Below are 26876 nucleotides of genomic sequence, written 5' to 3'. Positions count from 1 at the left end.
AAAGAAACCGAGAATGCCGAATGTAGCAAATCGTGTTGATGCATTTGTTATAACACTTACGCCTACCTATCTAATTACTAACTCGTGAGTCATTGTATCGAATACGCCAATACAAGTTTTATCGAAGGGCAATTGAGCAATAATATTACCATGACTTGAAATTATCTTACTTCCGCCTAACCCATTATCATTGGGGTTATTCAAAGAATTAGGCCAATTACATTGAATAACCATAGCAGAAAGTGATTGAGCTATCTTTTTTGAGTCCTCCTCATAATTTGTACTTTCAGTATTTACTGAGAATTCAGGTTGCCCAATATAGCTTGGCCAGAGAATGTAAGATGGCGATTGAACTGATAATTGTTCAACAACCCAATTAACGTCGCTTGCCTCACGGCACAAATAAGAGCTGAACGTCCCAAGTGGATGTTCCAAAATACTACGCTTATCACCAGATTCAAAAAATGTACACTCACTTTGAGTTAGCCCTACTTTTCGCCAAACTATCTCAAGAGTTCCCTGCTCATTAATACCAGAGTACACATTATAAACCTTATTATTTTCATTTAATGGGTAGCCGACGAAAACCAATGTATTTGACAGTTGGCATTGAATTGAAATTTCATTCAGTGCATTTTCGACCAAATGTTGCTGTGCCTGATTTTTAATATCTCGATGAAAGCCAGTAATTGCCAGTTCAGGAAACACAAGAACATCCAGATCATGATTCTTGGTAACGATATTACAAATCGTTTTTGTATTCCCCTCAACAGTCCAATCCATGGGCATTTGAGCTATACCTACTTTCAACGAGCACCTCACTAACTATAAAAAATGAACCGGTGTTATAACGCCTGCATAACACGTTTGCTACTATGCAGATTAAGCTCAAATTTACCACTTAACACGGTAAACTCAAAGAAATCTAGAATGCCGAATGTAGCAAATCGTGTTGATGCATTTGTTATAACCATCTGATAATGTTACTGAAACCGTAACTGTTTACCTTCAACATTATAATCGCTACCTTGATCATCTTATTTCCAGCAAGTCATGTTCTTTGGCACCGATAACTATCACTTATTTGCTTTATTTTTTCTTCGTAACAATAACGTAATTAATTAGAGTTAATCCCATGACAAAAACACCAAAATTGTAAGCTAGGTAGCACCGTTGAAACAGATCCAACAAGTAAACCAGAACCAAGCCCAATTGCAATTTTTTGAAGAGTTGTCATTTTCAAAGTCCTTTTTTATTCAATGATTACTAAATAGCTACAATCTATAGTATGAAATCAATTTTACCTTAACTATCACTTAAACTATTAATATTTAAGTGTATTTGAGAAGTATCTCACCTAGGTTATAACGCTTGCATAACACGTTTATTACCATGCAAACCAACCTGAATTTTACTGCCATAATCACAAAACCTAAGACAAACCCAGAACGCCGAATGTAATAAATCGTGTTGATGCGATTGTTGTGCGTGCTTACTTTCGGCTCGGTTAACTTGGTAAAGAACTGCCCTGCCAAGATTTTCTAAGCCCTGATTCTAATTTACCAATAGTAATTAAGCGAACAAAATGTTCTTAAATTGCGAGATAAAGTGAATGGAAAACAGATACATTTCTTACACCATTTAAACGGCTTGGTTTCAGCAGATTTGGAACTGATAAACCGAATATCCTCGCCACAATTGGGATTGAAAATGCTGCGAGGAAAACACTGATGCAAACTCAAATGAGGCATAACCAAAGAACAATTGAAGCGTAAAATAGCCGCTGAAACGCCTGAACTTAGGGAAATAAGGGCTAATTTGCCGAACCTGATGAAATGAAAACCAAAAGGAAACAAAGAAGAAATTTACGCTAACTAAGCCGAAACTACGAAAGCCGCGATTCTATTGGTGAACCGTGCAAAAAATTTCGGACTCAGTACGCACAACGCCTGCATAACACGTTTGCTACGATACAGACTTAACTGAATTTTACTGCCTTAATCACTGAAACTAAAGGCAAACTGACAACGCCGAATGTAGCAAATCGTGTTGATGCATTTGTTATATGCTACAGACTTAGTTAGCTTGATTTAACTGCAATAAGTCCCATTTTGTACCGTATAAGTCTTTAAATACGACAACTGTGCCGTATTCTTCAACACGTGGTTCTTCAGTAAACTCGACACCTTGAGCTTTCATAAACTCATAGTCACGCCAGAAATCATTAGTTTGAAGAAATAAGAAAACACGACCGCCAGCTTGATTACCAACTGATTTTAATTGGTCATCATTGCTTGCTTGAGCCAATAGTAAATTTGTACCCGTTGAATTAGGTGGAGATATTTGAACCCAACGCTTACCACCGCCTAAATCAGTATCTTCGACAAGTTCAAATTGTAGTTTTTTAGTATAAAATTCAATTGCATCATCGTAGTTTTCAACAACTAAGGCAACGTTACCAATTCTTTGTTCGATAGGCTTATTCATTTGTGACTCACTACAGTTCAAAAATAGAATTCTACCCTATTTAGCTCATAAACTCATTTTTGCATATAACGCCTGCATAACACGTTTGCTACCATTCAGATTAAGCCGAAATTTACCACTTAATACGGTAAAACCAAAGAAACCTAGAATGCCGAATGTAGCAAATCGTGTTGATGCATTTGTTATAACTCCTCTAATTTAAGAAACTTAGAAGGATAAGACTTTATGTTGCCGAAATGTTTATTCATTATTTCATGATCCAGCATCAGTTTAATAGCTTCAGGATTTTTTGACGGTTCAGTTGGAGCTATAAATAAGTCATCACCTGACCACATTTGGATAACTGTTGATACATGTGGGCCCCAAAAGTAACTAATATTTTCATAACTTGTTCGATATAAACGAGTTTTTCCTTGTTTTAAGGTGGTTGGAATGATGTGAGTCAATTCCTCTCCTTTTTCGCCCAAAAGATTCGCTGTAATTTGACGCTCTTCACGACTAACAGTATCAAATATCGTAATAGAAATAATAGGTGGAATCTCCACTTCTTCTTTACCCGTATTCGAGATAGTAACATCCATTCGTACTTTCTCTGTTTTACCTAATTTTGGTTCCGTCACTTCAGGTAAGATCGAATATGATGAGTACAGCGTTGGTTTAGTATCTTGTATATCCTTAATGAATAAATACAAGCTTAAAAAACAGCCTACAACCGCACAAAGTATGGTGATCCCTTTTTCAGTCTTTTCAAATTTCGTCATGTCTAGTTTCCTATTAGTAATTTATTTTGAATAAAATACCACAAAAAACTGTACACGCAACCAGTACTGTTTAAACAAACAGTTATTAATAGAAAGCTCAATAATTCAATGAGTTATAACGCCTGCATAACACGTTTACTACTATGCAATCATACTTAATATTGACGCCTTAAAACGAGAAACACCCGGCAAACTGAGATTGCCGAGTGTAGTAAATCGTGTTGATGCATTTGTTATATTTTTTAACATTGCTTACTTATTATGTCATTGACGAAACCAAAGCAATCATCATCTAAGACATCGGGAATAACCTTCCGATAATACATATCACGCCAAATAATCCTAACTTTATATTCAAGAATATCATCATAACCCTCCATATATTCCATTTCATTAGTCTTTACTACGATACCGATAGCATGAATTGGAGTTTTACTTCTACCTACAAAAAGATCATGAAGAGAGGTCATTCGAGACGCTTCCCTTTCAAGTTCAGAAAGCATTCTATCTTTGTCATATTCTTCCTCATAATCATAATCTGGCTCGTCCTTCAGACCTAAATGAGTCTGAAGAAATTGTTCATGAGATTCACTTACAAATTTACCATGATCATGTTTAAAGCAAATATTCCATACATCAATTACAGAACTATCATACAAACCATTTTCATCACCTAAAATACCAAGATTATAAGAACTAGCCCTACATTGAGTATTACGCTCGTTTTTATATAAACATCTAAATCTTATTTGTTTAGCATAACTACTATAGTAATTCTTAATATCTTGGTATTCAGACAAAAACCCTTTTATAAGGTTAAAATCATTTTCAATGATAACAATATTTTCAAAATGTCTCTTAGCATTAGCCGACCAATTGAAACTACCTGTAATTAGTAAAGAATCATCTATAATACAGAATTTATTATGCATTAAAGCATTACTTCTGCCTTTAATTGGTAAAGTAATTGTTTTACTTGTCGGAGCAATGAAATTTTTTCTATTTATATAATCATCATTATATATAATTTCAACATCAACCCCTTTACTAGTTAATTGGTTAAATATTGGTACATAAACACTCCAACTAATCCATGCTACACATACCTTTACAGATTTTTCAGCCTTTAAGAGCTCTTTTGATATTCGATAATCAATATCCTCAAAGAAAGAACTTGTTTTAATTTCACTCATATATAACCTTAAAAAATATAACGCCTGCATAACACGTTTGCTACTATGCAGACCTAGCTGAATTTTAACGCTTTAATCACTGAAACTAAAGGCAAACTGACAACGCCGAGTGTAGCAAATCGTGTTGATGCATTTGTTATGTGTATTACCCAAAGTCTTCTAAAATACTATTTTCAAGCTCTATCTTTTTTTCAACAGTCTTTCTGTTACGAGTTTTAAACTTAATTGCAAATGAAATAAAATGGTGAAATATAATTAAAGAGCTTCTACTCTTTGACCAGATAACACACTCATCTTCCGCAATAACCCAAGAGTTTGAATTAAGTTCAAGGTCTTTAATTGGGTTACTAGAAAATCTGTTTTCATAATTGTCAGCAAATCCAGAATGTACCTGTTTGTTAAAGAAACTAATATGCATAACCTCACGCTTTTCATTAAACACTTTTTTATGTTTAATAAAATACAGTCCTTTCCCAAAGTAAGTTGCGTAATCCAATAATTCTTGACCGTACACGGGCATTTTTGCTTCTACATGACCATTTACTTCCTCTGCACTATCGTACATTTCCCAAAGTCGGTTAGGTACATTTTTGCGCTTAGTAAAGGCTCTAATTAAAGCTTTAGCTGCTAGTTCATTATCACTAGACTGACATCGAGCAACCAATCCGAAGATTTCATCTAAAGTACCTTTTTCAGAGTTACACTTACGACAAGCATAAAAATCACCCTCACCATTATTCCTTTTATTTGTAAGGAGTGTATTTGGGACAAGATGCTCTACTGACCTACTATTTAATAAGTTTTCCCCTTTAATCATAATGATAGAGCAATAGGGACAAATGCAATTTGAGATCAATTTATTAACTCCTTTATACACATAACGCCGCAATAACACGTGCGAAAGACCGACTAACAAAACCAATTACACTTCAAACCGCGAATGCCGAATGTAAATAGCATCGTGTTGATTGCTTTGTTATACGAGCCTTGCTTTCGCTCCAATTAACTTGGTAAAGAACTGATTTACCAAGACTTGCTGTAAACTGAGTTTAATTAGACTGGCTCAATTAAGCGAGCAAAATATCCAATCAACAACAATAACTGTGAAACGAAACAATCCTTTTTCTTACATCATTTGAACGATTTGGTTTCAGCCAGTTTGGAACTGATAAACCAAATATCCTAACCACAATTGGGATTGAAAATGCTGAGAGCAAAACACTGATACAGGCTAAAATGAGGCATAACCAAAGAACAATTGAAGCGTAAATTAGCCGCTGAAACGCCTGAACTTAGGGCAATAATAGTTCAATGCCGACCCTGATGAAACGAACACCAGAAGGCAACAAAGAAAAAGGAAAACCACCCTACTTTCACACCTAAAAAGCTAATGGTTCAATCGCTGAACTGAACCAAAAAACCGCATTCTCAGAGTTCGTATAACGCCTGCATAACACGTTTGCTACGATGCAGACTTAGCTGAATTTTACTGCCTTAATCACTGAAACTAAAGGCAAACCGACAACGCCGAATGTAGCAAATCGTGTTGATGCATTTGTTATGAGTATTACTTAAATGGGCTAAGATCTATACCCTCTAACTCGCAAACAGCCATGATTGTTGGATGTGATGATAAACGATTTAGATAAGCTGAGAAATGCTCAAAACTTAATGGCGATTGTTTAATTGGTAAACACCACTCAGAAAGCATAAATAAAAAGAAATCACAGGCTGATATTTCATCGCCTAAAAGGTAGTTCTTACCCTCAAGTTGATCATTAATTACGGATAGTGATTCAGCAATTCGATCATCTTGGGCGGCAACCACATTTGGAATAGTGCTTTCATCATTTGTATGTCGATGTGGATAATATCGAACCATTAACTCAGCTTGAAGCGTATTATTCAAGTACGCTAACCATTGGAAAAACTGAGGTCTACTTTTGCTCCCCAACCGAGGGATTAAACCATGCTTAGGATTTTGCTCACAAAGATGAATACAAATAGCAGAACTTTCAAAGATTGCCATTCCATCGTCAATTAATGTAGGAATTCTACCCGCTGGATTCAATTTTAAATATTCAGCTGATTTGTGGAAGCTTGATTTCCTATCAACCAACAATAAATCATACTCTAATCCCATGAAATGTAATAAGAAGTGCGGAGCTAAACTCGCGTTGTTTGGGTAATAATATAGCTGATACAAAATGACTTCCTTTTCTTAATCCACAAATACTCATAACGCCTGCATAACACGTTTACTACTATGCAATTATACTCAAAATTAACGCCTTAAAACGAGAAACACCCGACAACCTGAGATGCCGAGTGTAGTAAATCGTGTTGATGCATTTGTTAAACGTATTCTCAAAGATTTAGCTCATAACTATAAAGCAATCTTCAAAGTATCTCTTATATAGAGCGCATCGAATGGCGTAGAAAACAAGTTACTGTCAGATAAACGCTTTATTTCATTCATATCGATAGAGTCTAATAGAGCTTGGCTTTCCTGTGTTTCTATTGGTTTATACGCAAGACTTTTAATAATCTCAAAAGCTTCTTTATCATTATTAATTATTGCATATTCATAGTATTTAGCTTGTTCATATGAATAACACTTATCCATTGCCATTCTAGATAAAATCGATAAAACTTTAAGTTTTTGTTTATCACTTAAAGAGTTAAAGTAAGTATCATCTACCGATTCTATTTCTCTATGAGTCGCATCTAAGCAAGCGCCAATTTTAGTTTCATAAGCTATATATTCACTGCTTGTTTGTCGTTCCAACATATCATTGACTTGCTTTGCAGGGTGAGCAGAGCATGCTGTTAGAAAAAGCATTGAAGATACCGCCGATATTTTAACGGCTTGCATTAGCCATGCACTTCCAAAATTCATACTCTTTGCCTCTTGTTGATAATGCTGCATCATTTGATATGTTCCACACTTGCATTCTTGTCGTATCTTTTACCGCATTTAATTGAGTACTAAATTCTTCCCAATCATGAGTAGTAATACCTTTAACTACTCCAGTGTATTTTCTATCAGCAAATATTTGAATTAACTGAGTAATACCAACACCCGTTGCGACAAAATTACCAAAATCCACCTTCAGCTCAATTAACCTTAAATGAGTAACAGACGTTTGACTAAATTCTAAATCATATATATTACAAAAATCACTGTTTTTCATTTTTATCACTTTCTGTAAAAATATCGGCCTATGATTATAACCAAAGCGAATTTAATATTTTTACTAAACTTATAGGTAAAACAACTAAATGGCAGAAAAGAGATCTGGATTCAAACTTAAAATAGTCAAAAAATACGTTTAACGCCGCAATAACACGTTTATTACTACGACGATTTAGCTGAATTTTACTGCCTTAATCACCGAAACCAAAGACAAACCTACAACGCCGAATGTAATAAATCGTGTTGATTGCTTTGTTATGCCAATACTCAAAGTGACATTAAATCTAGTTTTGTTTGATTATCTAATTTTTCTATTGCATAGCGGAATGCAACTCGCGGCATGACCTTATGCTTAGAGTTCACATAATTAATGACTAATTGAGGTTCTTTTTGGCTAAGCACCTTAAGCATCCAGCCATATCCTTTTTGTACAAGGTCATGATCATCTTTAATTAATAAATCCGCAACTTTCAATGGGTTTATACCTGAGTATTTATCCTTATTAATTGGATAAATTAAAATGACAGCAGCGGCTCGTCGAACGGCAAAGTTAGGATGACTAATCCATTTTAGTGCCATATCAAATAACTCATTATATTGGGATATTAACTCACCAAAAGCATGAGTACAGAAATCATCACAATCATTCCAATCAATAACATAGTTTGTTAACCAATTTTCAAATACGTAGAACGTTTCCTTTGAGTATTGCTTTTTTACCCTAAAAGCCCAATCGTAAGCAATAACACCCAATGCCCAATCTTTGGATTCCAATAATTGTGTACATAATGCCAATACATTAGATATATCTTTATTTTCAATAGTTTTAAAGGTTTGAGCTGATATAGCCCTAACTTGGCCTGTTTTAATATTACTTTTAGGGTACCCAATTTCAGAGAGATGATATCTCACCGTTTCAACGATATTCATTAACTACGCAACCTCCATAAAAATAAAATCAACCACCTATTGGCATAACGCCTGCATAACACGTTTGCTACGATATAGGCTTAGCTGAATTTTAACGCCTTAATCACTGAAACTAAAGGCAAACTGACAATGCCGAGTGTAGCAAATCGTGTTGATGCATTTGTTATATTGCCATATCTGAAATAGCTAATTGAACAGCTTGAGCCGCATGAATTTCAGTTGTGTCGTATAATGGAACTTCTGTATGTGCTTGCTGAATAAGTAGAGCTATTTCAGTACAACCTAAAATAACAGCTTCAGCGCCCTGCTCATGCAAACTTTTAACGATACTTAAATACTTTTCTCTTGAGTCAGAGTTAATAACACCTCTGCACAATTCATCGTAAATAATGTTATGAACAGTCGTACGATCATTCTCTTCTGGTACAACAACTTCAATACCAAATTTTTCGACCAAACGACTTTTATAGAAATCCTGTTCCATAGTAAAACGAGTACCAAGCAGCCCAACTTTTTTAATGCCATCAATAACCAATTTATTAGCTGTTGCATCGGCAATATGAAGAATAGGAATTGATATGTTACGTTCAATTTCAGGAGCAACTTTATGCATTGTGTTAGTGCAAATAATTAGGAAATCAGCACCACCAGCTTCAACCGATTTTGCAGCCTCAGTAAGAATTAATGCTGTTTCATCCCACTTTCCCTGATGTTGTAATTTTTCGATTTCATCAAAGTTTACGCTGTATAGGCAGATTTTCGCAGAATTAAGGCCACCAAGTTCAGCCTTTACGCCTTCATTAATAGCTTTGTAATAACTTGCGGTAGATTCCCAACTCATACCACCTAACATCCCAATTGTTTTCATTTTGTACTCCATACCTTAAAAAGCAATATAACGCCTGCATAACACGTTTGCTACCATGCAGATTAAGCTCAAATTTACCACTTAATACGGTAAACCCAAAAAAATCTAGAATGCCGAATGTAGCAAATCGTGTTGATGCATTTGTTATGCGATTTTACTTAACGTAATCGACTATCTTTAATGCCACTTCCTTTGGAGTAAGATTACTGTTATCAATTGATTGTGTATTCTCGTGATTAATACCTAAAAACTTCATATTATTTAGTAAATTTGAAATTGTTTCCTGACACGATAGTTTGTGTGATTGCTGCCTTTCTTCAAAGATTGAACGGTCTAAAATGACTTCAGCATTTGGGCATAAATGAATTGGATACACTTCGATTTCATTTTCAGCAAAAAAATCGAGATACTTATTAATTTCTACAGAGTCACTTTCTGCACAAGTCATATATGTCATAACAAGGTGAGATACACCAATTGATTTAGCTTTGGCTAAAACGGTTCTTCTAATGCTATTAGTAAAGTCACTAAAATCTTTGTCACCAAACTCATCATAAATCGCCAAGCTCAAATCTACAGCTAAATGATTATGAAGCAATTTATAGCCATAATGTTCATGTAAATACTTTGCAACAGTCAACTTACCTGCCGCTGGAGCACCGTGAATCCAAATTAACTTCATATACTCTCCTCATCCATTGAATCGCATAACGCCTGCATAACACGTTTACTACTATGCAATTATACTTAATCTTGACGCCTTAAAACGAGAAACACTCGGCAAACTGAGATTGCCGAGTGTAGTAAATCGTGTTGATGCCTTTGTTATGTGCAAATTACTTGAAGATTCCAATTCTAAAGTCGTTGAATATAAAGTCATTTTTTGAGGTATTCCATCCGACAAGTAAATAATGAGCTTGAACTTTAGATTGATAAGCTTCGGCTGCGCTTTTTAATGAAGCAAATACCTCTTTTACTTCTGATTCTGAATTTACTTGAAATACCATAATTTTATATTTTGAATCAGATTGAAGTAGTTTATTAAAATCATACTTAAAATGTCTATCCGATACCTCAATTTCCATGCTAAGGATAATCCGTTTTAAATTATCATGCTCATCGAACTCACGCCAAGAGAAATCATATAGCCATTCACCGGCTTTAGATTTATATGATGGTCGAGACCAATAACCTAACATATCACCTTCATCGCAAAATCTAGCTTTTATGTCTTTATTTTTATTAGGGCTAGTCCAAATCTCATTTATCCACTTAGATTCATCACCTTTATTTCTTGCTTTCTCTTTTTTTATTTCTATCGCATTATCACGAATATCAAGAAACCATTGCTTAAATAATTCTACCAAAATTAACCTCTTTGCACATAACGCCTGCATAACACGTTTGTTACCATGCAGATTAAGCCCAAATTTACCACTTAACACGGTAAACTAAAAGAAACCTAGAATGCCGAATGTAGCAAATCGTGTTGATGCATTTGTTATAACCGTTTTTCCATGCGTGACAAGTCCCAACTCTCACCATCAAATGATAAGCTATTAGTTACCTGCTCAAATTCTACAAAACCCAGTTTTTCGTAACATGAAATCGCTGATTTATTGTGGCTGAAAACACCTAATGTTAGTAAATTAGCTTTGTAATTAACCTGAGCCTTTTCAATAAGTAGCTGTAGCATGGTTTGAGCTAGATTCTGACCTCGATATTCAGGTGAGATAAATACACGGCAGATACGAAACTCATTAACTGAAACTTGATAAAGCTCCACAAAACCAACAGGATTATTCTCAACAGTAAATAGAAATGGAAACACCTGTGGCTGCTTACAATGAATTTCAATTTGTTCATGAGTAAGAGGGTATTTATAAGCTGGCCCGCCCCATAAATAACAAAGTTTTTCGCTATCTATCCAGGCAGTAAGCTGATCATAGTCCTTATGTTCAAAAGTCTCTAATTCCATGATTTCCTCTTGAGGTTATAACGCCTGCATAACACGTTTGCTACGATACAGACTTAACTGAATTTTACTGCCTTAATCACTGAAACTAAAGGCAAACTGACAACGCCGAGTGTAGCAAATCGTGTTGATGCGATTGTTATGTTCGCTCTAACCGTTAATCACGGACGTATCTAAACTTAACATGCGTATCGATGTAAGAATTAAGATCACCGCCAGATACTGCAATGATTTTCATTCTGTCGATGTGTTGCTTACCCGCACTATCGTAGTCATAACTAACTGAACGAGCAGTTTCATCAAACCAAACCGTGATTGAATTAGAATTTAACTCAAAACCACGTATTCCTGAAGAGTTGTAAGTTTGCATTTAAGCCTCAATAATCCATTTGTACCAAAATATACAAATATCATTATTGTAATATCGTGAAGAACTACTGTGATTAATATCACTAATTTCTAAGTTAATAAAAACAAAGGTAATATTTTAGATAACCATTATCTATCGCCTAGAACATAACGCCTGCATAACACGTTTACTACCAAGCAGTTATACTTAATATTGATACCCTAAAACGAAAAACACTCGACAAACTGAGATTGCCGAATGTAGTAAATCGTGTTGATGCATTTGTTATGTGCATATTCAAGATATATTGAAATGGTGGAGCATGGGGGACTTGAACCCCCGTGACGCACTTCTAGGGACTCACGGTTTGCATTTTTTGCCAGCTACTCGCTCGGATTAGAATCTGCTACCTGCTGCTCCAGTAACGCCGCGATTCCACCTTTTACGTTTTTCATAAAGTTCCCCTTATTATTGCTTGTTTCGTTCTTGTTATCTTGCACCATTGTTACCGCCGGAGCCGTCAGTGTAAGTTCTAATCCAAGCGAAGCCTCAACATCAATGTTAGTCGTAAGTACTATTCCTAAACCGTTAAATTACAATCAGACTAACGGTTTAGGATCGAAAAAACAACTAAAATTTGCTACCTAGATTACGATAAGTCTAAACAAAAGCTAGTTTTTGATAGAAAGCACATAACGCTGGCATAACACGTTTATTACTATGCAAACCAACCTGAATTAACCGCCTTAATCACAAAACTAAAGACAAGCCCAGAACGCCGAGTGTAATAAATCGTGTTGATGCGATTGTTGTGCGTGCTTACTTTCGGCTTGGCTAGCTTGGTAAAGAACTGCCTGGTCAACATTTTCTAAGCCCTGATTCTAATTTACCAATGGCAATTAAGCGAACAAAATGTTCTTAAATTGCGAGATGAAGTAAATGGAAAACAGGTATATTTTTCACACCATTTGAACGGCTTGGTTTCAGCTAGTTTGGAACTAAAAAACCAAATATCCTCACCACAATTGGGATTGAAAATGCTGAGAGAAAACACGGATGCAGGTTAAAATGAGGCAACACCAAAGAACCATTGAAGCGTAAAAATGCCTCTGAAACGCCTGAATTTAGGCCGACAATACTTAATTGCCGAACCTGATGAAACGAACGCTAAAAGGCAACAAAGAAGAGGATTGGCGATAACTAAATAACGTTTAAAAAAGTCTCGTTTCTATTGAGGAACCGTGCAAAAAATTTCGGACTCAGTACGCACAACGCCTGCATAACACGTTTGCTACGATACAGACTTAGCTGAATTTTACTGCCTTAATCACTGAAACTAATGGCAAACCGACAACGCCGAATGTAGCAAATCGTGTTGATGCATTTGTTACACGATCTTTGTCAACATTTCTATTTACTTGGTAAAGAATTGATTTACCAAGATTTACTGTAAACTAAGTTTAATTAGACTGGCTCAATTAAGCGAGCAAAATATCATTTCACCAACAATAACTGTGAAACGAAACAATCCCTTTTTCTTACACCATTTGTACGATTTGGTTTCAGCCTATTTTGAGCTAATAAACCAAATATCCTCACCACAATTGGGATTGAGAATACTACGAGGAAAACACTGATTCAGGATAAAATGAGGCAAAACCATGAACAATTGAAGCGTGAATTAGTTTCTGAAATCCATGAACTTTTGGCAATAATGGTCAATTGCCGAACCTGATGAAACGAAGACCAAAAGGAAATAAAGAAAAAGGAAAACCACCTACTTTCACACCTAAAAAACTAACGGCTCAATCGCTGAACTGAGCCAAAAAACTGCGGCCTTAGAGTTCGTGTAACGCCGCAATAACACGTGCGAAAGACCGACTTACCAAACCAATTATACTCCAAACCGCGAATGCCGAATGTAAATAGCATCGTGTTGATTGCTTTGTTATACGAGCCTTGCTTTCACTCCGCTTAAATTGGTAAAGAACTGATTTACCAAGACTTGCTGTAAACTGAGTTTAATTAGACTGGCTCAATTAAGCGAGCAAAATATCCAATCAACAACAATAACTGTGAAACGAAACAATCCTTTTTCTTACACCATTTGAACGATTTGGTTTCAACAAGTTTGGAGCTGATAAACCAAATATCCTAGCCACAATTGGGATTGAAAATACTGCGAGGAAAACACTGATGCAAACTAAAATGAGGCATAACCAAAGAACAATTGAAGCGTAAATTAGCCGCTGAAACGCCTGAATTTAGGGCAATAATAGTTCAATGCCGAACCTGATAAAACGAACACCAAAAGGCAACAAAGAAAAAGATAAACCACCCTACTTTCACACCTAAAAAGCTAATGGTTCAATCGCTGAACTAAACTAAATAACTGCATTCTCAGAGGTCGTATAACGCCTGCATAACACGTTTACTACCAAGCGATTATACTTAAAATTGACACCTTAAAACGAGAAACACTCGGCAAACTGAGATTGCCGAGTGTAGTAAATCGTGTTGATGCATTTGTTATAACTCTATTATCCTAGAACTCATCCCACTTTTGTTTCGCTTGCTCTTCATGCTCATCGGTAATTGCTTTACCGACTGAATTCACAGCTAAAGCCATAGCAGCAGCATCATCCGTAAAGCCGACACCAACAATTACATCTGGAATCATATCTATAGGAAGAATGAAATAAGCAAGTGCTGAACCTAAAATAGCTTTATGATGCATATCTGTTTTTGAATCTGTCATAGCTAGCCAAGATTTAATTCCAGTCACAGCTAGTTCTTCACCAACTTGTTTAGCTGAATCAGCCATTTTATCCCAGAAAGAACGTTCGCTTGGCTCTCCTTCATCTTTAACCCAACGATTTATAACAGATTCATTCATATCTTTAACTTTATTTGTCGCAAGATCTGCAACGTTACCATTTTTAACTGTATTAACAGTTGAAGATGCACCATCTACTACTTGTTGTGCTGCATTAGAAGCTACATCTGATACTGATTTCATAAGGCTTTTAAACATATTGATTTCTCGCTCAACTGATAATAATTAAAAATTTAAACATATTGTTCCATAAATTGAGACTTTACCAGAAACCAGTACGTCATTCCATATTGATTTTGAGTTATAACGCCTGCATAACACGTTTATTACTATGCAAACCAACCTGAATTAACCGCCTTAATCACGAAACCCAAGGCAAACCCAGAACGCCGAATGTAATAAATCGTGTTGATGCGATTGTTGTGCGTGCTTACTTTCGGCTTGGTCAACTTGGTAAAGAACTGCCCTGCCAAGATTTTCTAAGCCTAGATTCTAATTTACCGATGCCAATTAAGCGAACAAAATGTTCTTAAACTGCGAGATAAAGTGAATGGAAAACAAATACACTTTTTACGCCATTTGAACGACTTGGTTTCAGCAGATTTGGAGCTGATAAACCAAATATCCTTGCCACAACTGGGATTGAAATGCTGCGAGTAAAACACTGATGCAGACTAAAATGAGGCATAACCAGAGAACAATTGAAGCATAAAATAGCTTCTGAAACGCCTGAACTTAAGAAAATAAGGCTAATTTGCCGAACCTGATGATACGAAAACCAAAAGGAAACAAAGAAGAAAGGAACGCTTACTAAGCCAAGACTACGAAAGCCGCAATCCTATTGATGAACCGTGCAAAAAATTTCGGACTCAGTACGCACAACATTTAATTATACCCATCACATTCGTAATCTCTACCGAATATATTCCACCACCACAATAACACCATATTCTACTTTAAAACCAATTACCTAACAGCCAAAACGCCATAAATTAAACAAACAATATAAGATAATGGTTCGTATATCCCACTTTTTGGCCTTACTCCATGTAATTGATTAAAATAATAATTCCAACAAAACTCTATATGTCTTACAAATATGCGAACCCACATTGCGGGTCAAATTCTAGTGACTACAATTCAATCATCATCTATCCACCAATAAAGTCATAATCATGGACATCCCACTAGATCTTAATCCCGATTCACAACGATTTACCGATCAAATACGAATATTCATTCGTACACGATCAATGGCCTATAATACTGAAAAACAGTACATCTATTGGATAAGCTGTTTTATTAGGCATAATAATTACACATCAAAAGAAGAGATTACTGCTTTTGATATTCCAGAATATCTTGAACATCTTGTTGTTAAACAAAACGTCTCACCAAACACTCAAAAGACGGCTCTTAACGCCCTGGTCTTCCTATGTCGTGAGTTTTTGCAGCAATCAGTCGATAACTTGGATTTTAAACGTTCCAAAAAAGCGACCAAACTCCCTACCGTTTTCACTCACAGTGAAGCAATGGCTGTTATAAATGAACTCAAACATCCAACAAAGCTTATTGCACAACTTATGTATGGCAGCGGTTTACGGATTAACGAAGCCCTACGATTAAGGGTTGATGACATTGACTTAATGCACAAAACACTCACAGTACGTAGCGGAAAAGGGAATAAAGATAGAACCACTGTACTGCCTGAAAGCATCATTAAAGAGCTTAAAACACAGTTAGCCTTTGTAAAACAGCAGCACCAAATGGATGCTATAAATGGAGATGATGAAGTATACCTTCCATTTGCTATTGCCGAAAAGTACCCTCATCGAGCTAAAAGCTATGGTTGGCAATATCTATTCCCATCAAAACAAATCAGTAAAGATCCTCGTTCGGGTAAACGACGACGTCACCATATATTAGATAGAAGCGTACAAAAACAAGTTACAATAGCAATTAGAACAGTAGAAATAGACAAAAAAGCCAGTTGTCACACATTTAGGCATAGTTTTGCGACAAGGATATTAGAACGAGGAGGAGATTTAAGAACAATACAAGAATTATTGGGTCATTCTGATATCAAAACGACCCAAATTTATACACATGTTATTGGTTTACATTTTTCAGGAACTAAAAGCCCACTCGATTTTGATTAAATACATTTTTAAAATCTACATCTCATATTGGCGATGTTTTAGTGAGTAAAAAATAGCTTTTACTGCTTTCGCCAAAAAAATCACTGCGATAATAATCAATACTTTACTGATAATAAAGTCAGGGGCTAGATATGAAATAATGGCAAAAAAAGCACCAATCAACGCCGATAGCATCCACTCTTTTTGCATGTTTACATTACCAACCTAGCCATTTCAATACCAGATCCTTTCACATTATCAATATTTTCAATAATAGCTGCATTAACAGATAAAATATCTATTTCAATCTGTTCAGATAACCACACCGATTTTGCATCTAATGTTGGCAAATCATCCCAATTACGATTAATCGCATTAGCTAAACGCACAGTTGCAGCTAATGGTGAATAAATATTATCGACTTTTGGTTCATACTGTTCAGAAATCGCAAATACTAACTCTTTAGAAAAGCTCCAGCTTTCCGCTAGTTTGGCACCTAGAACGGCGCTATCTGTACCAATTGTTGATCGTTGTGCTGCTACTTTAGAGCTGCCCGCTTCCATTTTTTCAAAAATAGTTGGAACTTGATCAGACATTACCGTGTAGATCATTAAATCGCCGATGTTGTGTAACATACCCGCAGTAAAGGCTGCATTAGGGTTGACGTCACAGCTTTGTGCTATCGCTTTACTTAGGATTGCCACTTCAAACGTCTCTTGCCAGAACGCTTCTAAATCGATGACTTCTACGTATGGGAAGGCACTAACTAAAGAAGAGGCAATGATTAACGTTTTTAATGGCTCAAGCCCTAAACGAACAACCGCTTGATCAACTGATGATACACTTTTACCACGAGAGAAATGTGCAGAGTTTGCTAAACGAATAACACGAGCACTAACCACTTGTTCCATTGAAATCGTACGAGCAAGTTCTTGAAGCTCTACGTCAGGGTCATTCACAAGCTCCATCATCTCGCGGATCACTTTAGGGATCTTTGGCAGCTCGTGCGCATGACTTAAAATTTCATTTTGTTCCATTTTTCTTCTCCACAACGACCGCTACTTTTTCTTTTTCATCACAGCAACTGTAAAGCGGCTGGTACAAACTAAGCGTTCTCGTTGATCTTTAATTTCAATTAGCCAAACTTGCGTGGTTGCACCTAAGTGCACCGGTTTTGCTGTGGCATAAACAGTACCTTCTCGGACTGCTCGAATATGATTGGCATTAATATCCAACCCTACACAATATTTTGTTTCATCGACACACCAATTAGCGGCAATAGAAGCAACAGACTCAGCTAAAGCAACAGAGGCTCCTCCATGTAACATTCCAAGAGGTTGATGTACCGTTGAATTTACTGGCATTGATGCTGTAATTGAATCCCCTGTACAGTGACAATATTCAATATTTAATGCTTCCATCAATGTATTACGAGATGTGGCGTTTAATATTGCCAAATCCATCGGGCGCTTCCAAATACTCATAACCGGCCTCTAATACTTATCTTTTAATGTGTCTTTCATCAGTCTACACTCAACAAAGCAGATCAAAAACACATTTTCACTTGTTGTCTGCTTTTAGTAGCTGATAAACTTCACAAAATTTTTATTTTATCTTTCACGGGCTTTAATATGTTAAATAAAAGCATGATCACCAATTTAATCTCATTACTCTTGTTAGTTGTTGGTTATTATACGCAACAAAATACCCTATACTATATTGGCCTATTTGCCTTTTCTGGTGCGCTAACAAACTGGCTTGCTATTCACATGTTATTTGAGAAAGTCCCTGGCTTGTATGGCTCTGGTGTTATTCCTGCACGTTTTGAGGAATTTAAAGCGAGTATCAAGCATTTAATGATGGAACAGTTTTTCACAAAATCAAACGTGGATAAGTTTCTATCTAAAGAGATGGCCTCGGCGACAAATATCAATCTAGAGCCTGTGATTGAAAAAATTGACCTATCTCCTGCGTTTGATTCTTTAGTTGAGGTGATCATGAACTCTCAATTTGGTGGCATGTTAGCAATGATGGGCGGCAGTGAAGCCATTCAGCCTATGCGTGAACCTTTTATTGAAAAGATGAAAGTATCGATAACAGAGATCAGTCAACAGGATCAGTTTAAGAACGCACTAAAAGAGGAATTAGAAAGCCCTGAGATGATGGATGACATTCAAGTCACTATCGAAGAGATCATTGATCAACGTTTAAACGAACTCACACCTAAAATGGTAAAAGAGATGGTTCAAGATATGATTAAAAAGCACCTTGGTTGGCTTGTCGTTTGGGGTGGTATTTTTGGTGGTGTCATTGGTTTGTTATCGACATTAATCCAATAGGTTTTCTTGGTAAATCAATAACGTAAATATAAAAAATGCCAGCATCGCGAGATACTGGCATTTTTATTAAATTAAGACCCGAGAATTCGATTAATGAATTGGGGCTTCATCTTCAGCGTTAAACTTACCAAAATGCGCTTCAAGGATCTCAGGCGTTAGTTCACCCGCTTCTTCTAGGCGTTTAAGCTCTGCTACAATCGCTTTTTGCTCTTCAATTGAAGGCAGTGCCACTTCTGGTTTGTCTGATTCTTGCTGAACCATGTCTTGCAAATCTTTTTCAACATCACTCATGATTATTTTCTCAATTCATTAAAACAATTGGTGAGATTCTACAAGAGAACCCCACATAAGGTAAACCTTAAAGAAATGCTTATACTTTAAAAGCACCAACTAATTGATCTAATCGTTGTGAAAGTGCATTCAACTGCTGACTTGAATCTGCCAATTCTTGTGCTGTTGCGGTTGTTAACTCATTAATGCCATTGATCTCTTCAATATTTTGGTTAATGGTGTACACCACTGTTGATTGCTCTTCTGTTGCCGTTGCTACTTGCGTGTTCATGTCTGATATATCAGTGATACTTAACGCAATACCCGCTAACACTTCAGTGGCATTATCTGCCGATGACACTCCGCGAGCCGTAACGGTATGACTGGCTTCCATTGCGTTTACTGCGTTTTGAGCTTCAGTTTGCAGTTGATCAATCATCTTTTGAATTTCATCAGTTGATTCTGAAGTACGACTTGCTAGCTGACGAACTTCATCGGCAACGACGGCAAATCCACGACCATGCTCACCAGCACGTGCGGCTTCAATGGCGGCATTCAATGCTAATAGGTTAGTTTGATCTGAAATACCACGGATTACATCTAGGATTGAACCAATATCTTGTGTCGTTCCTGCAAGTTGTTCCACCACATGACTCACTTGAACTAAATCACCTTCAAGCTGGGTAATAGCATCACGAGATTCAATCACCGTTTGACGGCCATCTTGCGTGCTTACTTCTGCCTTACTTGCAGATTGTGCTGCACTTGCGGCATTAGAGGCAATCTCATGAATGGTTGACCCCATTTGGTTAATGGCAGTTACTACTTGTAAGGTTTGATCTCGCTGCATTTCACTGTTATCACGTGTTGATGTTGCTTTGAGTGCAACATTTTCAGCAGTTGTATGTAAAACATGACCCGTTTCTACGACTTCAGATACGGTATTATGAATTTTCTCTACAAAACTATTAAAGCCTTTTGAAAGTTGTGCTATCTCATCATTACCTTTGATTTCGATACGATGAGTTAGATCGCCTTCACCTTCTCCTAATTCACGGAATCGACATGACAGATCATTAAGTTTATTGGTAATAGAGCCTGCTCCCCAAATTGCCAGAGTAATAAATACGGCAATAATAACAACAATCCACATTACGATATCTTGAGTTGAGCTATGAAGGCTTTCAAATACTTCATCGACAGGAACTTCAGTAACAATAAACCACTCCATTGAAGGAATGTAATGCGATGCAATGAAGATCTCTTGGCCATCTTTCATTATACGGCTTAAGTTGAAGTTTTGTTTGGTAAGTAAAACGGAAGCTTCTTGGGATCCAACCACATCACTAATAGATTGTTTACCCATGATGCTATTATTTTTATGGATCTTAATATCCCCATTACCATCCATTAAATAGACAAAACCGGTTTTCTCAATTCGAAAGCCATTTAGTAGCGATACCATGTCATCTAACGATTTCGAGAGGCCCGCCATAGACACACCATTCAATTGCTGAAAGTTAACGAAAAGTTTAACCTCACCGTTTTGCTCAGTGAAAACATTCAGCATTCGCTCAGGACCACCTTGAGTAAAACCAAAGAACCAAGCATCTTGTTGTTGTGTTAATTGACGTAAGAAACCGTCTTGGTTCCAATAATTAGCACTCTTACGGTTAGCAACTGATGCATCATTCAATTGATGTTGTTGCTTTAACTGATTAAGTTGAGCGATAAGAATGGTTTGGTCTTCAGGAGAGATGGTTGGATCTGAAATAGCGTCGATGATGAAAGGGTTATTTGCCATCTGTTCAGCGGCAGAGGAGATCACCGCAACTTCTTTATCCACCTCACCACCAATTTGGTTAAGAATGGTTGGCAGTTCAAGAGTGGTTAACCGCTCATCTAATGTTTCGAATGCTTTTTTTTGGGCTACAATACCCACAAGTGAAGTTGAGGCAATAATTGCAATTACAATGCCGGCGACGAGTTTCTGTTTAATTGTTAGATTTATCATATTAATTCCACAGCTTTAAATAGACATTTTGTATATCGACTTGGATCATAATAGCTTTAATAAATAGTTACAATTTTATTCATGACCTAAATGGTTGAATAATCGAAATTAAACCTCATCTATTAAGGAACTAATGTGATTTTAATCAGTCACAAAGAAATAATTACTCAGCAATCCAGAGAATGGGTGAACTATGCCAGCGTTAAAAATTCAACAATTACAAACTTATCTTGAATCTCAAGTCATTGGTCAACCTGCGTTAGTGAAGCAACTATTGATTGCTCTGCTTGCCGACGGGCATATTTTAGTTGAAGGTCCTCCTGGTCTTGCAAAGACGCGTGCCGTGAAAATTTTGGCTGACTCTATTGAAGGGGATTTCCACCGCATTCAATTTACTCCGGATCTCTTGCCTTCTGATTTAACGGGGACGGATATTTATCGCCAAGAGACGGGAGAGTTCACCTTCCAACCCGGTCCTATCTTTAATTCATTGGTGTTAGCAGATGAGATCAACCGTGCGCCTGCTAAAGTGCAAGCGGCAATGTTAGAAGCAATGGCAGAGAAACAAATCACTGCAGGCCGTAACACGTATCAATTACCAGAGCTATTTTTGGTGATGGCGACACAGAACCCGATTGAACAAGAAGGGACATATCCTCTACCAGAAGCGCAACTTGACCGTTTCTTAATGCACTTGGATGTTGATTACCCAGGCGCAGAAGACGAATTGGCGATTCTTCGTTTAAACCGTGGTGAAGCCCTAGGTGAACAAGCTGAGAAACCACAACCTTTAGCGCAAAGTGAAATATTTAAAGCGCGTAAAGAAGTGCTGTCGATTTACATGGCGCCTGAGATTGAGCAATACATTATTCGTATTACTATGGCGACGCGTAAGCCTGAACAATACTGCCAAGACTTAGCGAAACAGCTAGAAATGGGCGTGAGTCCTCGTGCCACGTTAGCGCTTGATCGCTGTGCTCGTGCGCATGCATGGTTAGCCGGTCGTGATTTTGTGAGCCCTGAAGATGTGCAAGCGATGGCTTATCCTGTGTTACGTCACCGTCTGTTGTTAAGCTTCCAAGCACAAGCGGAAGGGACAACTGCAAATAAAGTGGTTGAACGATTATTACAAATGGTTGCGGCTTCTTAACGCCGTAAAGTAATTATATGAAAAAGACTACTCTATCGCTGCCACCACACAGTAATGGCGTTACCTTGTCACTTAATGAATTGGTTCACTATAAGAATCATTCATTACAGTGGCTACCGCCGTCTCAATCTGTGTGGTCAAAAATGAATGGCAGCCACCAAAGCCGACAAAAAGGCCGCGGTATGGATTTCTCAGAAGTTCGTCAATACCAACCGGGCGATGATATTCGCTCGATTGATTGGCGTGTGACTGCACGTACCGGGAAACCTCATACCAAACTCTACAGTGAAGAGCGTGAACAACCAACCATGCTGTTTATTGATGTCAGTGACACCATGCGTTTTGGCTCTCAACTGCTGTTTAAATCAGTACAAGCTGCGCATTTTGCCAGTTTATTAAGTTGGATAACGTTAGCAGCGAAAGATCGCGTCGGTGGGATCATCTTTGATGGATTATCGACCTTTGATTGCAAGCCCTCTTCTCGTCAGAAAAGTGTGCTGCAATTTATGCAATCCATCATTGAGCAGCATAACACCAACAGTGACTCAGAGCCTTTAGATACCGCACTGCAAGCTAGCTCATTTGCCAAGGGGTTAAGCCAGTTACAGCGTTTATGTCCTAAAGGCAGTGAGATTGTGATCATCAGTGATTTCTATGCACTAACCGATGAGTGTAAAGCGATCTTCAGTCAATTAAGCAAACACAACCGTTTGCAGTTTGTGATGATTAGCGATCCGCTTGAGCAAGGTTCAACTCGCTTTAATGGCACAGAATATGTTTCTGATAACAAGCGATCTGCATGGTTAGATTTTTCTTCATCATCGACCAAAAAAGCGTTAGAGCAGCAAGCAAATCTTCATAAAGCGTATGTGCAAAACATGGCGATGCAATTGGGTATTCAGCTGCACTGTTTGTCATCAGGCTTGCCGTTATTATCGCAACTGACGTCGTCACAAGATCCATCACAACAAGATAAAGGAGCCATGTAATGTCTTTATCTTCAACCCAACAAGCACCAGCAAGCAACATATTACCATTAGCGGATATTCATTTACCTGCCGCACCCTCATGGGGGTTATCACTCACGGGTTATGGGCTCATCGTCTGTGTGTTATTACTGGTTATCGCCGTAATTTGGCTTATACGTCGTCAACGTCAAAAAGGCGTATTACAGCGTCTTGCCTTACAACAGCTAGCCCAATTATCACCACAACAAACCAGTGACATTGCACAGTTATTAAAACAAGCGGCATTAAGTCATTTTCCTCGTGAGCGCATTGCATCACTGCATGGGTTAGCATGGTGGCATTTTGTTGAACAACAGCTACCCGTGAAAAAACAGGCCAATGTCCATTTCTCATCTCGTTCTGACATGTTAGAACAGGCTTTATACGGACAACAAGCATTATCAGAAACCAATCAACAACGTTTCTATGATGATGTTCGTTATTGGCTATCTCATGCTTTACCGGTAAAAAAAGTAATAGCAACAACAAAAGGACATCAACATGCTTGAATTCGTTTGGTGGTGGGCATGGTTTTTATTACCTATTCCCTTCCTGTTTTACTTTTTTGTACCTGAAAAAGACGTAGGTAGCGCAATTCATCTTCCTCGACTGCCAGAGCAAGGGGAATATAAGCAACCGAATAAACGCATCAACATTGGCTTATTGTCCGTAGCTTGGCTGTTATTGATTGCCGCCTTAGCGCGTCCGGTATGGTATGGCGACCCGGTTGATATTCAGCCTGAACACCGTGACATGATGCTTGTGGTCGATTTATCTGGCTCAATGGCCGAAGAAGATATGCAAACCGAGAATGGGGATTTTGTTGACCGCTTAACTGCGGTTAAAAAAGTTGTGTCTGATTTCATAGATGAGCGTAAAGGCGACCGTCTTGGATTAGTGCTGTTTGGCGATCACGCTTATCTACAAACCCCACTCACCTTTGATAGAAAAACGGTAGAAGAACAACTGGGCCGTACCGTTCTTGGGTTAGTCGGGCAAATGACCGCCATGGGTGAAGGCTTAGGACTTGCAACTAAAACCTTTATCGAAAGCAATGCACCTCAACGAACCATTATTTTATTAAGTGATGGTGGCAATACAGCCGGAGTACTAGAGCCATTAGAAGCAGCGCAACTTGCCAAAGACAACAATGCCAAGATTTATACTGTCGGTATTGGTGCGGGTGAAATGCAGGTTCGAGGTTTCTTTGGTAAACAAACCGTTAATACCGCGCGTGATTTGGATGAGAAAACACTGACTGAAATTGCAACCATGACGGGTGGACAATATTTCCGTGCACGTAATGCTGATGAGTTAGCGCAGATCTACCAAACCATCGACCAACTAGAGCCCATTACTCAAGCAACACAAACCTGGCGACCACATGAAGAGTGGTTCCGCTATCCGTTAATGGGGTATCTATTTTTCTTCTTTATTATTGTGGGAGTAAGAAAGCGTCATGGCTAATTTTACTTTTCTTTATCCACTGTGGTTTTTAGCCCTTATCCCTCTTGGGCTATTGGTGTTTATTCAACGTAAAAACAAAAACACCACAGGATTGATTGCACCTCACATTGCCAAACAATTGGGAATGACTCAAAAGACACAAGGCAATGGCTTTACGTTTGGACTGGTTTTAGCATGGTTATGTGTGACTACCGCCCTCGCTGGTCCTAGTTTTGGTTATAAAGACTCGCCGAGTTTTCAGCTCTCTGGTGCACGAGTACTGGTGATGGATATGTCTCGCTCAGTGTATGCGACCGACGTAAAACCAAATCGTTTAACTCAAGAAAAATACAAAGCCAAAGATTTACTGCCTTATTGGAAAGAAGGGATGACAGGGTTAGTTGCTTATGGCGCTGACAGTTACTTAGTTAGTCCGTTAACTGAAGATAGCCAAACACTCAATAACTTAATCACTAATTTATCGCCAGAAATCATGCCTTATAAAGGTAAAGGCAGTAACTTGTTAGCCGCGGTTGATCAAAGTATTGAGATGATGAAAAAATCAGGCCATCAACAAGGTGACATCATTGTTTTGACTGATGGAATATCAAACCAACAGCTCGATAAAGTGATGAGTCGCGTTAAAGGCACCAAATGGCGCATCAGTTTATTAGGTATCGGAACTAAAAATGGCGCACCAATTGAATTACCTTCAGGTCAGTTATTAACCGATCGTTCTGGTAACACCGTTGTCGCAACCTTGGATTCCGATCCACTAGTGACACTGGCACAAGCTACCAATGGTGTCGCTCAACTTATTCAATCAGATAACAGTGATATTGAAACCATTGCTCGTTTAACTAAAACACCATTAGAGCAAGTAACACAAAACAGCGATACCCAGGTAAACAGTCGTGCCAATCATGGTTATTGGCTGCTTTTCCCATTGGTACTTTTCTCACTGCTTTGCTTTAGAAAAGGGATGTTCTTAGCGTTATTGCTGGTGTTATTGCCTGTCGATAAGTCCATGGCAAATACAGACCTATCAAGCCGCTTACTTTCTGATGATTACACTGCGCATCAACAATTTAAGCAAAAAGACTATCAAGCGGCAAGCGAGCAGTTCAAATCCAAACAATGGAAAGGAGCCGCTCAATACAAAGCTGGAGATTATAAGGGCGCGATTGAGAGTTTAACCGGTCTTGAAGATACTCAATCTCAATACAATCTTGCGAATGCCTTGGCACAAAGTGGTCAATTGGAAGATGCAAAAGAGAAGTACGAGTCTTTACTAAAAAACAATCCAGATATGAAAGATGTGAAGAAGAATCTTAATATCGTCAATAAAGCGCTAGAGCAAAAACAGCAACAGCCACAGCAAGACGATAAGAATCAACAATCGGATAAAAATAAAGACGACAAGCAAGATAAAAAACAGGATAAACAAAACCAAGAGAATAAAGACAGCAAAGACGGCTCTGAGCAATCTTCAGATTCACAAGACTCACCATCTCAAGATCAACAGCAAGATCAGCAGAAAAATGGACCTCAATCTGATGATAAATCACAGTCAGATAAACAAGATAAGTCAGAGGCTCCTTCTCAAGAACAGCAACAAAAAGATCTAGCTAAAAAAGAACAAGAGAAGAAAGACAAAGAGCAAGCTGCACAAGCTCGTGATAAAAAGGATAAGCAACCTAAATCGGACGAAGAAAAAGAGCTACAAGCTCAAATGCAATCACAACAAGCAAAAGCCGACAGTGACGCCATTAAAACCGATCCTCGTCTACAAAAATTAGAACAATCAGGCGCAAAAGAAGATGAACTGCTGCGCGCCCTATTGTATCTGCAAGCAAAACAACAAGAAGCACCACAAGCTTCTGAGAATGAATGGTAGTTTAAATGAGTATAAGACAA

General features: G+C 37.7%; 27 protein-coding genes. 7 read left to right on the top strand and 20 right to left on the bottom strand.

What is annotated here, in order from left to right:
• Nucleotides 1-66 precede the first annotated feature (66 nt).
• The 15 genes from AC2INI_RS18130 to AC2INI_RS18060 all read right to left on the bottom strand — a co-directional run bounded on the left by AC2INI_RS18130 (nt 67) and on the right by AC2INI_RS18060 (nt 14655).
• Entirely contained in the window at nt 67-810 is a 744-nt protein-coding gene (locus tag AC2INI_RS18130) for a nitrilase-related carbon-nitrogen hydrolase (RefSeq protein ID WP_486305923.1), read from the bottom strand.
• A 1266-nt stretch (nt 811-2076) separates the two neighbouring features.
• Nucleotides 2077-2487, bottom strand: a complete 411-nt coding sequence (locus tag AC2INI_RS18125; protein WP_486305922.1) for a VOC family protein — start codon at nt 2485-2487, stop codon at nt 2077-2079.
• 182 nt (nt 2488-2669) lie between these two features.
• On the bottom strand, nt 2670-3248 hold the full coding sequence (locus AC2INI_RS18120; protein ID WP_486305921.1) for a hypothetical protein: 579 nt from the start codon (nt 3246-3248) through the stop codon (nt 2670-2672).
• Nucleotides 3249-3490: 242 nt separating this feature from the next.
• A complete protein-coding gene (locus AC2INI_RS18115; protein ID WP_486305920.1) occupies nt 3491-4441 on the bottom strand; it encodes a phospholipase D-like domain-containing protein in 951 nt (316 codons plus the stop codon).
• A 145-nt stretch (nt 4442-4586) separates the two neighbouring features.
• Nucleotides 4587-5258 carry a hypothetical protein gene (locus tag AC2INI_RS18110; protein ID WP_486305919.1) on the bottom strand — a complete coding sequence of 224 codons (672 nt, stop codon included), beginning with the start codon at nt 5256-5258 and terminating at the stop codon, nt 4587-4589.
• Nucleotides 5259-6008: 750 nt separating this feature from the next.
• Nucleotides 6009-6647 (bottom strand): glutathione S-transferase family protein, encoded by a 639-nt coding sequence (locus tag AC2INI_RS18105; protein WP_486305918.1) that lies wholly within the window; start codon nt 6645-6647, stop codon nt 6009-6011.
• A 180-nt stretch (nt 6648-6827) separates the two neighbouring features.
• Nucleotides 6828-7340 carry a hypothetical protein gene (locus tag AC2INI_RS18100; RefSeq protein WP_486305917.1) on the bottom strand — a complete coding sequence of 171 codons (513 nt, stop codon included), beginning with the start codon at nt 7338-7340 and terminating at the stop codon, nt 6828-6830.
• Nucleotides 7303-7635: a hypothetical protein gene (locus AC2INI_RS18095; protein ID WP_486305916.1), complete on the bottom strand. Its 333-nt coding sequence runs from the start codon at nt 7633-7635 to the stop codon at nt 7303-7305. The genes AC2INI_RS18100 and AC2INI_RS18095 overlap by 38 nt, the downstream gene beginning before the upstream one ends.
• A gap of 269 nt (nt 7636-7904) precedes the next feature.
• Nucleotides 7905-8567: a DNA alkylation repair protein gene (locus AC2INI_RS18090; protein WP_486305915.1), complete on the bottom strand. Its 663-nt coding sequence runs from the start codon at nt 8565-8567 to the stop codon at nt 7905-7907.
• 163 nt (nt 8568-8730) lie between these two features.
• Nucleotides 8731-9435 (bottom strand): aspartate/glutamate racemase family protein, encoded by a 705-nt coding sequence (locus AC2INI_RS18085; RefSeq protein ID WP_065594940.1) that lies wholly within the window; start codon nt 9433-9435, stop codon nt 8731-8733.
• Between the two features lie 154 nt (nt 9436-9589).
• Nucleotides 9590-10117, bottom strand: coding sequence for a DEAD/DEAH box helicase family protein (locus AC2INI_RS18080; protein ID WP_486305914.1), 528 nt, complete (start codon nt 10115-10117; stop codon nt 9590-9592).
• Between the two features lie 154 nt (nt 10118-10271).
• The gene (locus tag AC2INI_RS18075; RefSeq protein ID WP_486305913.1) at nt 10272-10880 is read right to left on the bottom strand and encodes a hypothetical protein; all 609 of its coding nucleotides are present in this window, start codon (nt 10878-10880) and stop codon (nt 10272-10274) included.
• 56 nt (nt 10881-10936) lie between these two features.
• Entirely contained in the window at nt 10937-11413 is a 477-nt protein-coding gene (locus tag AC2INI_RS18070; protein ID WP_486305912.1) for a GNAT family N-acetyltransferase, read from the bottom strand.
• A gap of 154 nt (nt 11414-11567) precedes the next feature.
• Nucleotides 11568-11780, bottom strand: coding sequence for a hypothetical protein (locus tag AC2INI_RS18065; protein ID WP_060993032.1), 213 nt, complete (start codon nt 11778-11780; stop codon nt 11568-11570).
• Nucleotides 11781-14304: 2524 nt separating this feature from the next.
• On the bottom strand, nt 14305-14655 hold the full coding sequence (locus AC2INI_RS18060) for a YkvA family protein (protein ID WP_486306467.1): 351 nt from the start codon (nt 14653-14655) through the stop codon (nt 14305-14307).
• A gap of 1115 nt (nt 14656-15770) precedes the next feature.
• On the opposite strand from AC2INI_RS18060, the gene AC2INI_RS18055 reads away from it, so the two are divergent.
• Nucleotides 15771-16754, top strand: a complete 984-nt coding sequence (locus tag AC2INI_RS18055; protein ID WP_486305911.1) for an integron integrase — start codon at nt 15771-15773, stop codon at nt 16752-16754.
• A 15-nt stretch (nt 16755-16769) separates the two neighbouring features.
• On the opposite strand, the gene AC2INI_RS18050 is transcribed toward AC2INI_RS18055, so the two are convergent.
• From AC2INI_RS18050 to AC2INI_RS18040, 3 genes are read right to left on the bottom strand one after another with little or no spacing between them, the layout of a single operon-like run.
• The gene (locus tag AC2INI_RS18050) at nt 16770-16943 is read right to left on the bottom strand and encodes a hypothetical protein (protein WP_122032798.1); all 174 of its coding nucleotides are present in this window, start codon (nt 16941-16943) and stop codon (nt 16770-16772) included.
• A gap of 2 nt (nt 16944-16945) precedes the next feature.
• Entirely contained in the window at nt 16946-17770 is an 825-nt protein-coding gene (locus AC2INI_RS18045) for an HDOD domain-containing protein (RefSeq protein WP_486305910.1), read from the bottom strand.
• A gap of 21 nt (nt 17771-17791) precedes the next feature.
• Entirely contained in the window at nt 17792-18217 is a 426-nt protein-coding gene (locus AC2INI_RS18040; RefSeq protein WP_122032796.1) for a hotdog fold thioesterase, read from the bottom strand.
• 147 nt (nt 18218-18364) lie between these two features.
• Here AC2INI_RS18040 and AC2INI_RS18035 point away from each other — a divergent pair, with 147 nt between their 5' ends.
• A complete protein-coding gene (locus AC2INI_RS18035; RefSeq protein ID WP_122032795.1) occupies nt 18365-19072 on the top strand; it encodes a DUF445 domain-containing protein in 708 nt (235 codons plus the stop codon).
• A 90-nt stretch (nt 19073-19162) separates the two neighbouring features.
• Here AC2INI_RS18035 and AC2INI_RS18030 read toward each other — a convergent pair whose 3' ends face one another.
• Complete coding sequence (locus AC2INI_RS18030; protein ID WP_122032794.1) at nt 19163-19363, bottom strand: restriction endonuclease subunit S; 201 nt, start codon at nt 19361-19363, stop codon at nt 19163-19165.
• Nucleotides 19364-19442: 79 nt separating this feature from the next.
• Nucleotides 19443-21356 carry a methyl-accepting chemotaxis protein gene (locus AC2INI_RS18025; protein ID WP_486305909.1) on the bottom strand — a complete coding sequence of 638 codons (1914 nt, stop codon included), beginning with the start codon at nt 21354-21356 and terminating at the stop codon, nt 19443-19445.
• 193 nt (nt 21357-21549) lie between these two features.
• On the opposite strand from AC2INI_RS18025, the gene AC2INI_RS18020 reads away from it, so the two are divergent.
• The 5 genes from AC2INI_RS18020 to AC2INI_RS18000 are packed head-to-tail and all read left to right on the top strand — an operon-like array spanning nt 21550 to nt 26856.
• The gene (locus AC2INI_RS18020) at nt 21550-22506 is read left to right on the top strand and encodes an AAA family ATPase (protein WP_065593597.1); all 957 of its coding nucleotides are present in this window, start codon (nt 21550-21552) and stop codon (nt 22504-22506) included.
• Between the two features lie 17 nt (nt 22507-22523).
• Nucleotides 22524-23495: a DUF58 domain-containing protein gene (locus AC2INI_RS18015; protein ID WP_486305908.1), complete on the top strand. Its 972-nt coding sequence runs from the start codon at nt 22524-22526 to the stop codon at nt 23493-23495.
• Nucleotides 23495-24022 (top strand): DUF4381 domain-containing protein, encoded by a 528-nt coding sequence (locus tag AC2INI_RS18010; RefSeq protein ID WP_486305907.1) that lies wholly within the window; start codon nt 23495-23497, stop codon nt 24020-24022. The genes AC2INI_RS18015 and AC2INI_RS18010 overlap by 1 nt, the downstream gene beginning before the upstream one ends.
• Nucleotides 24015-24980, top strand: a complete 966-nt coding sequence (locus AC2INI_RS18005) for a vWA domain-containing protein (protein ID WP_486305906.1) — start codon at nt 24015-24017, stop codon at nt 24978-24980. The genes AC2INI_RS18010 and AC2INI_RS18005 overlap by 8 nt, the downstream gene beginning before the upstream one ends.
• On the top strand, nt 24973-26856 hold the full coding sequence (locus tag AC2INI_RS18000) for a VWA domain-containing protein (RefSeq protein ID WP_486305905.1): 1884 nt from the start codon (nt 24973-24975) through the stop codon (nt 26854-26856). The genes AC2INI_RS18005 and AC2INI_RS18000 overlap by 8 nt, the downstream gene beginning before the upstream one ends.
• Nucleotides 26857-26876: the final 20 nt, after the last annotated feature.

It is taken from the genome of Aliivibrio friggae (assembly GCF_057368515.1).
The sequence above is the reverse complement of the archived record's forward strand: the minus strand, read 5'-3'. Positions and strand labels throughout refer to the sequence as shown.

Excerpts from the sequence above, each read along its gene's own strand:
- AC2INI_RS18125 (WP_486305922.1), bottom strand. The coding sequence starts at position 2,487 with ATGAATAAGCCTATCGAACAAAGAATTGGTAACGTTGCCTTAGTTGTT.
- AC2INI_RS18120 (WP_486305921.1), bottom strand. The coding sequence starts at position 3,248 with ATGACGAAATTTGAAAAGACTGAAAAAGGGATCACCATACTTTGTGCG.
- AC2INI_RS18115 (WP_486305920.1), bottom strand. The coding sequence starts at position 4,441 with ATGAGTGAAATTAAAACAAGTTCTTTCTTTGAGGATATTGATTATCGA.
- AC2INI_RS18110 (WP_486305919.1), bottom strand. The coding sequence starts at position 5,258 with ATGATTAAAGGGGAAAACTTATTAAATAGTAGGTCAGTAGAGCATCTT.
- AC2INI_RS18100 (WP_486305917.1), bottom strand. The coding sequence starts at position 7,340 with ATGAATTTTGGAAGTGCATGGCTAATGCAAGCCGTTAAAATATCGGCG.
- AC2INI_RS18095 (WP_486305916.1), bottom strand. The coding sequence starts at position 7,635 with ATGAAAAACAGTGATTTTTGTAATATATATGATTTAGAATTTAGTCAA.
- AC2INI_RS18090 (WP_486305915.1), bottom strand. The coding sequence starts at position 8,567 with ATGAATATCGTTGAAACGGTGAGATATCATCTCTCTGAAATTGGGTAC.
- AC2INI_RS18085 (WP_065594940.1), bottom strand. The coding sequence starts at position 9,435 with ATGAAAACAATTGGGATGTTAGGTGGTATGAGTTGGGAATCTACCGCA.
- AC2INI_RS18080 (WP_486305914.1), bottom strand. The coding sequence starts at position 10,117 with ATGAAGTTAATTTGGATTCACGGTGCTCCAGCGGCAGGTAAGTTGACT.
- AC2INI_RS18070 (WP_486305912.1), bottom strand. The coding sequence starts at position 11,413 with ATGGAATTAGAGACTTTTGAACATAAGGACTATGATCAGCTTACTGCC.
- AC2INI_RS18065 (WP_060993032.1), bottom strand. The coding sequence starts at position 11,780 with ATGCAAACTTACAACTCTTCAGGAATACGTGGTTTTGAGTTAAATTCT.
- AC2INI_RS18060 (WP_486306467.1), bottom strand. The coding sequence starts at position 14,655 with ATGAATGAATCTGTTATAAATCGTTGGGTTAAAGATGAAGGAGAGCCA.
- AC2INI_RS18055 (WP_486305911.1), top strand. The coding sequence starts at position 15,771 with ATGGACATCCCACTAGATCTTAATCCCGATTCACAACGATTTACCGAT.
- AC2INI_RS18050 (WP_122032798.1), bottom strand. The coding sequence starts at position 16,943 with ATGCAAAAAGAGTGGATGCTATCGGCGTTGATTGGTGCTTTTTTTGCC.
- AC2INI_RS18045 (WP_486305910.1), bottom strand. The coding sequence starts at position 17,770 with ATGGAACAAAATGAAATTTTAAGTCATGCGCACGAGCTGCCAAAGATC.
- AC2INI_RS18040 (WP_122032796.1), bottom strand. The coding sequence starts at position 18,217 with ATGAGTATTTGGAAGCGCCCGATGGATTTGGCAATATTAAACGCCACA.
- AC2INI_RS18035 (WP_122032795.1), top strand. The coding sequence starts at position 18,365 with ATGTTAAATAAAAGCATGATCACCAATTTAATCTCATTACTCTTGTTA.
- AC2INI_RS18030 (WP_122032794.1), bottom strand. The coding sequence starts at position 19,363 with ATGAGTGATGTTGAAAAAGATTTGCAAGACATGGTTCAGCAAGAATCA.
- AC2INI_RS18025 (WP_486305909.1), bottom strand. The coding sequence starts at position 21,356 with ATGATAAATCTAACAATTAAACAGAAACTCGTCGCCGGCATTGTAATT.
- AC2INI_RS18020 (WP_065593597.1), top strand. The coding sequence starts at position 21,550 with ATGCCAGCGTTAAAAATTCAACAATTACAAACTTATCTTGAATCTCAA.
- AC2INI_RS18015 (WP_486305908.1), top strand. The coding sequence starts at position 22,524 with ATGAAAAAGACTACTCTATCGCTGCCACCACACAGTAATGGCGTTACC.
- AC2INI_RS18010 (WP_486305907.1), top strand. The coding sequence starts at position 23,495 with ATGTCTTTATCTTCAACCCAACAAGCACCAGCAAGCAACATATTACCA.
- AC2INI_RS18005 (WP_486305906.1), top strand. The coding sequence starts at position 24,015 with ATGCTTGAATTCGTTTGGTGGTGGGCATGGTTTTTATTACCTATTCCC.
- AC2INI_RS18000 (WP_486305905.1), top strand. The coding sequence starts at position 24,973 with ATGGCTAATTTTACTTTTCTTTATCCACTGTGGTTTTTAGCCCTTATC.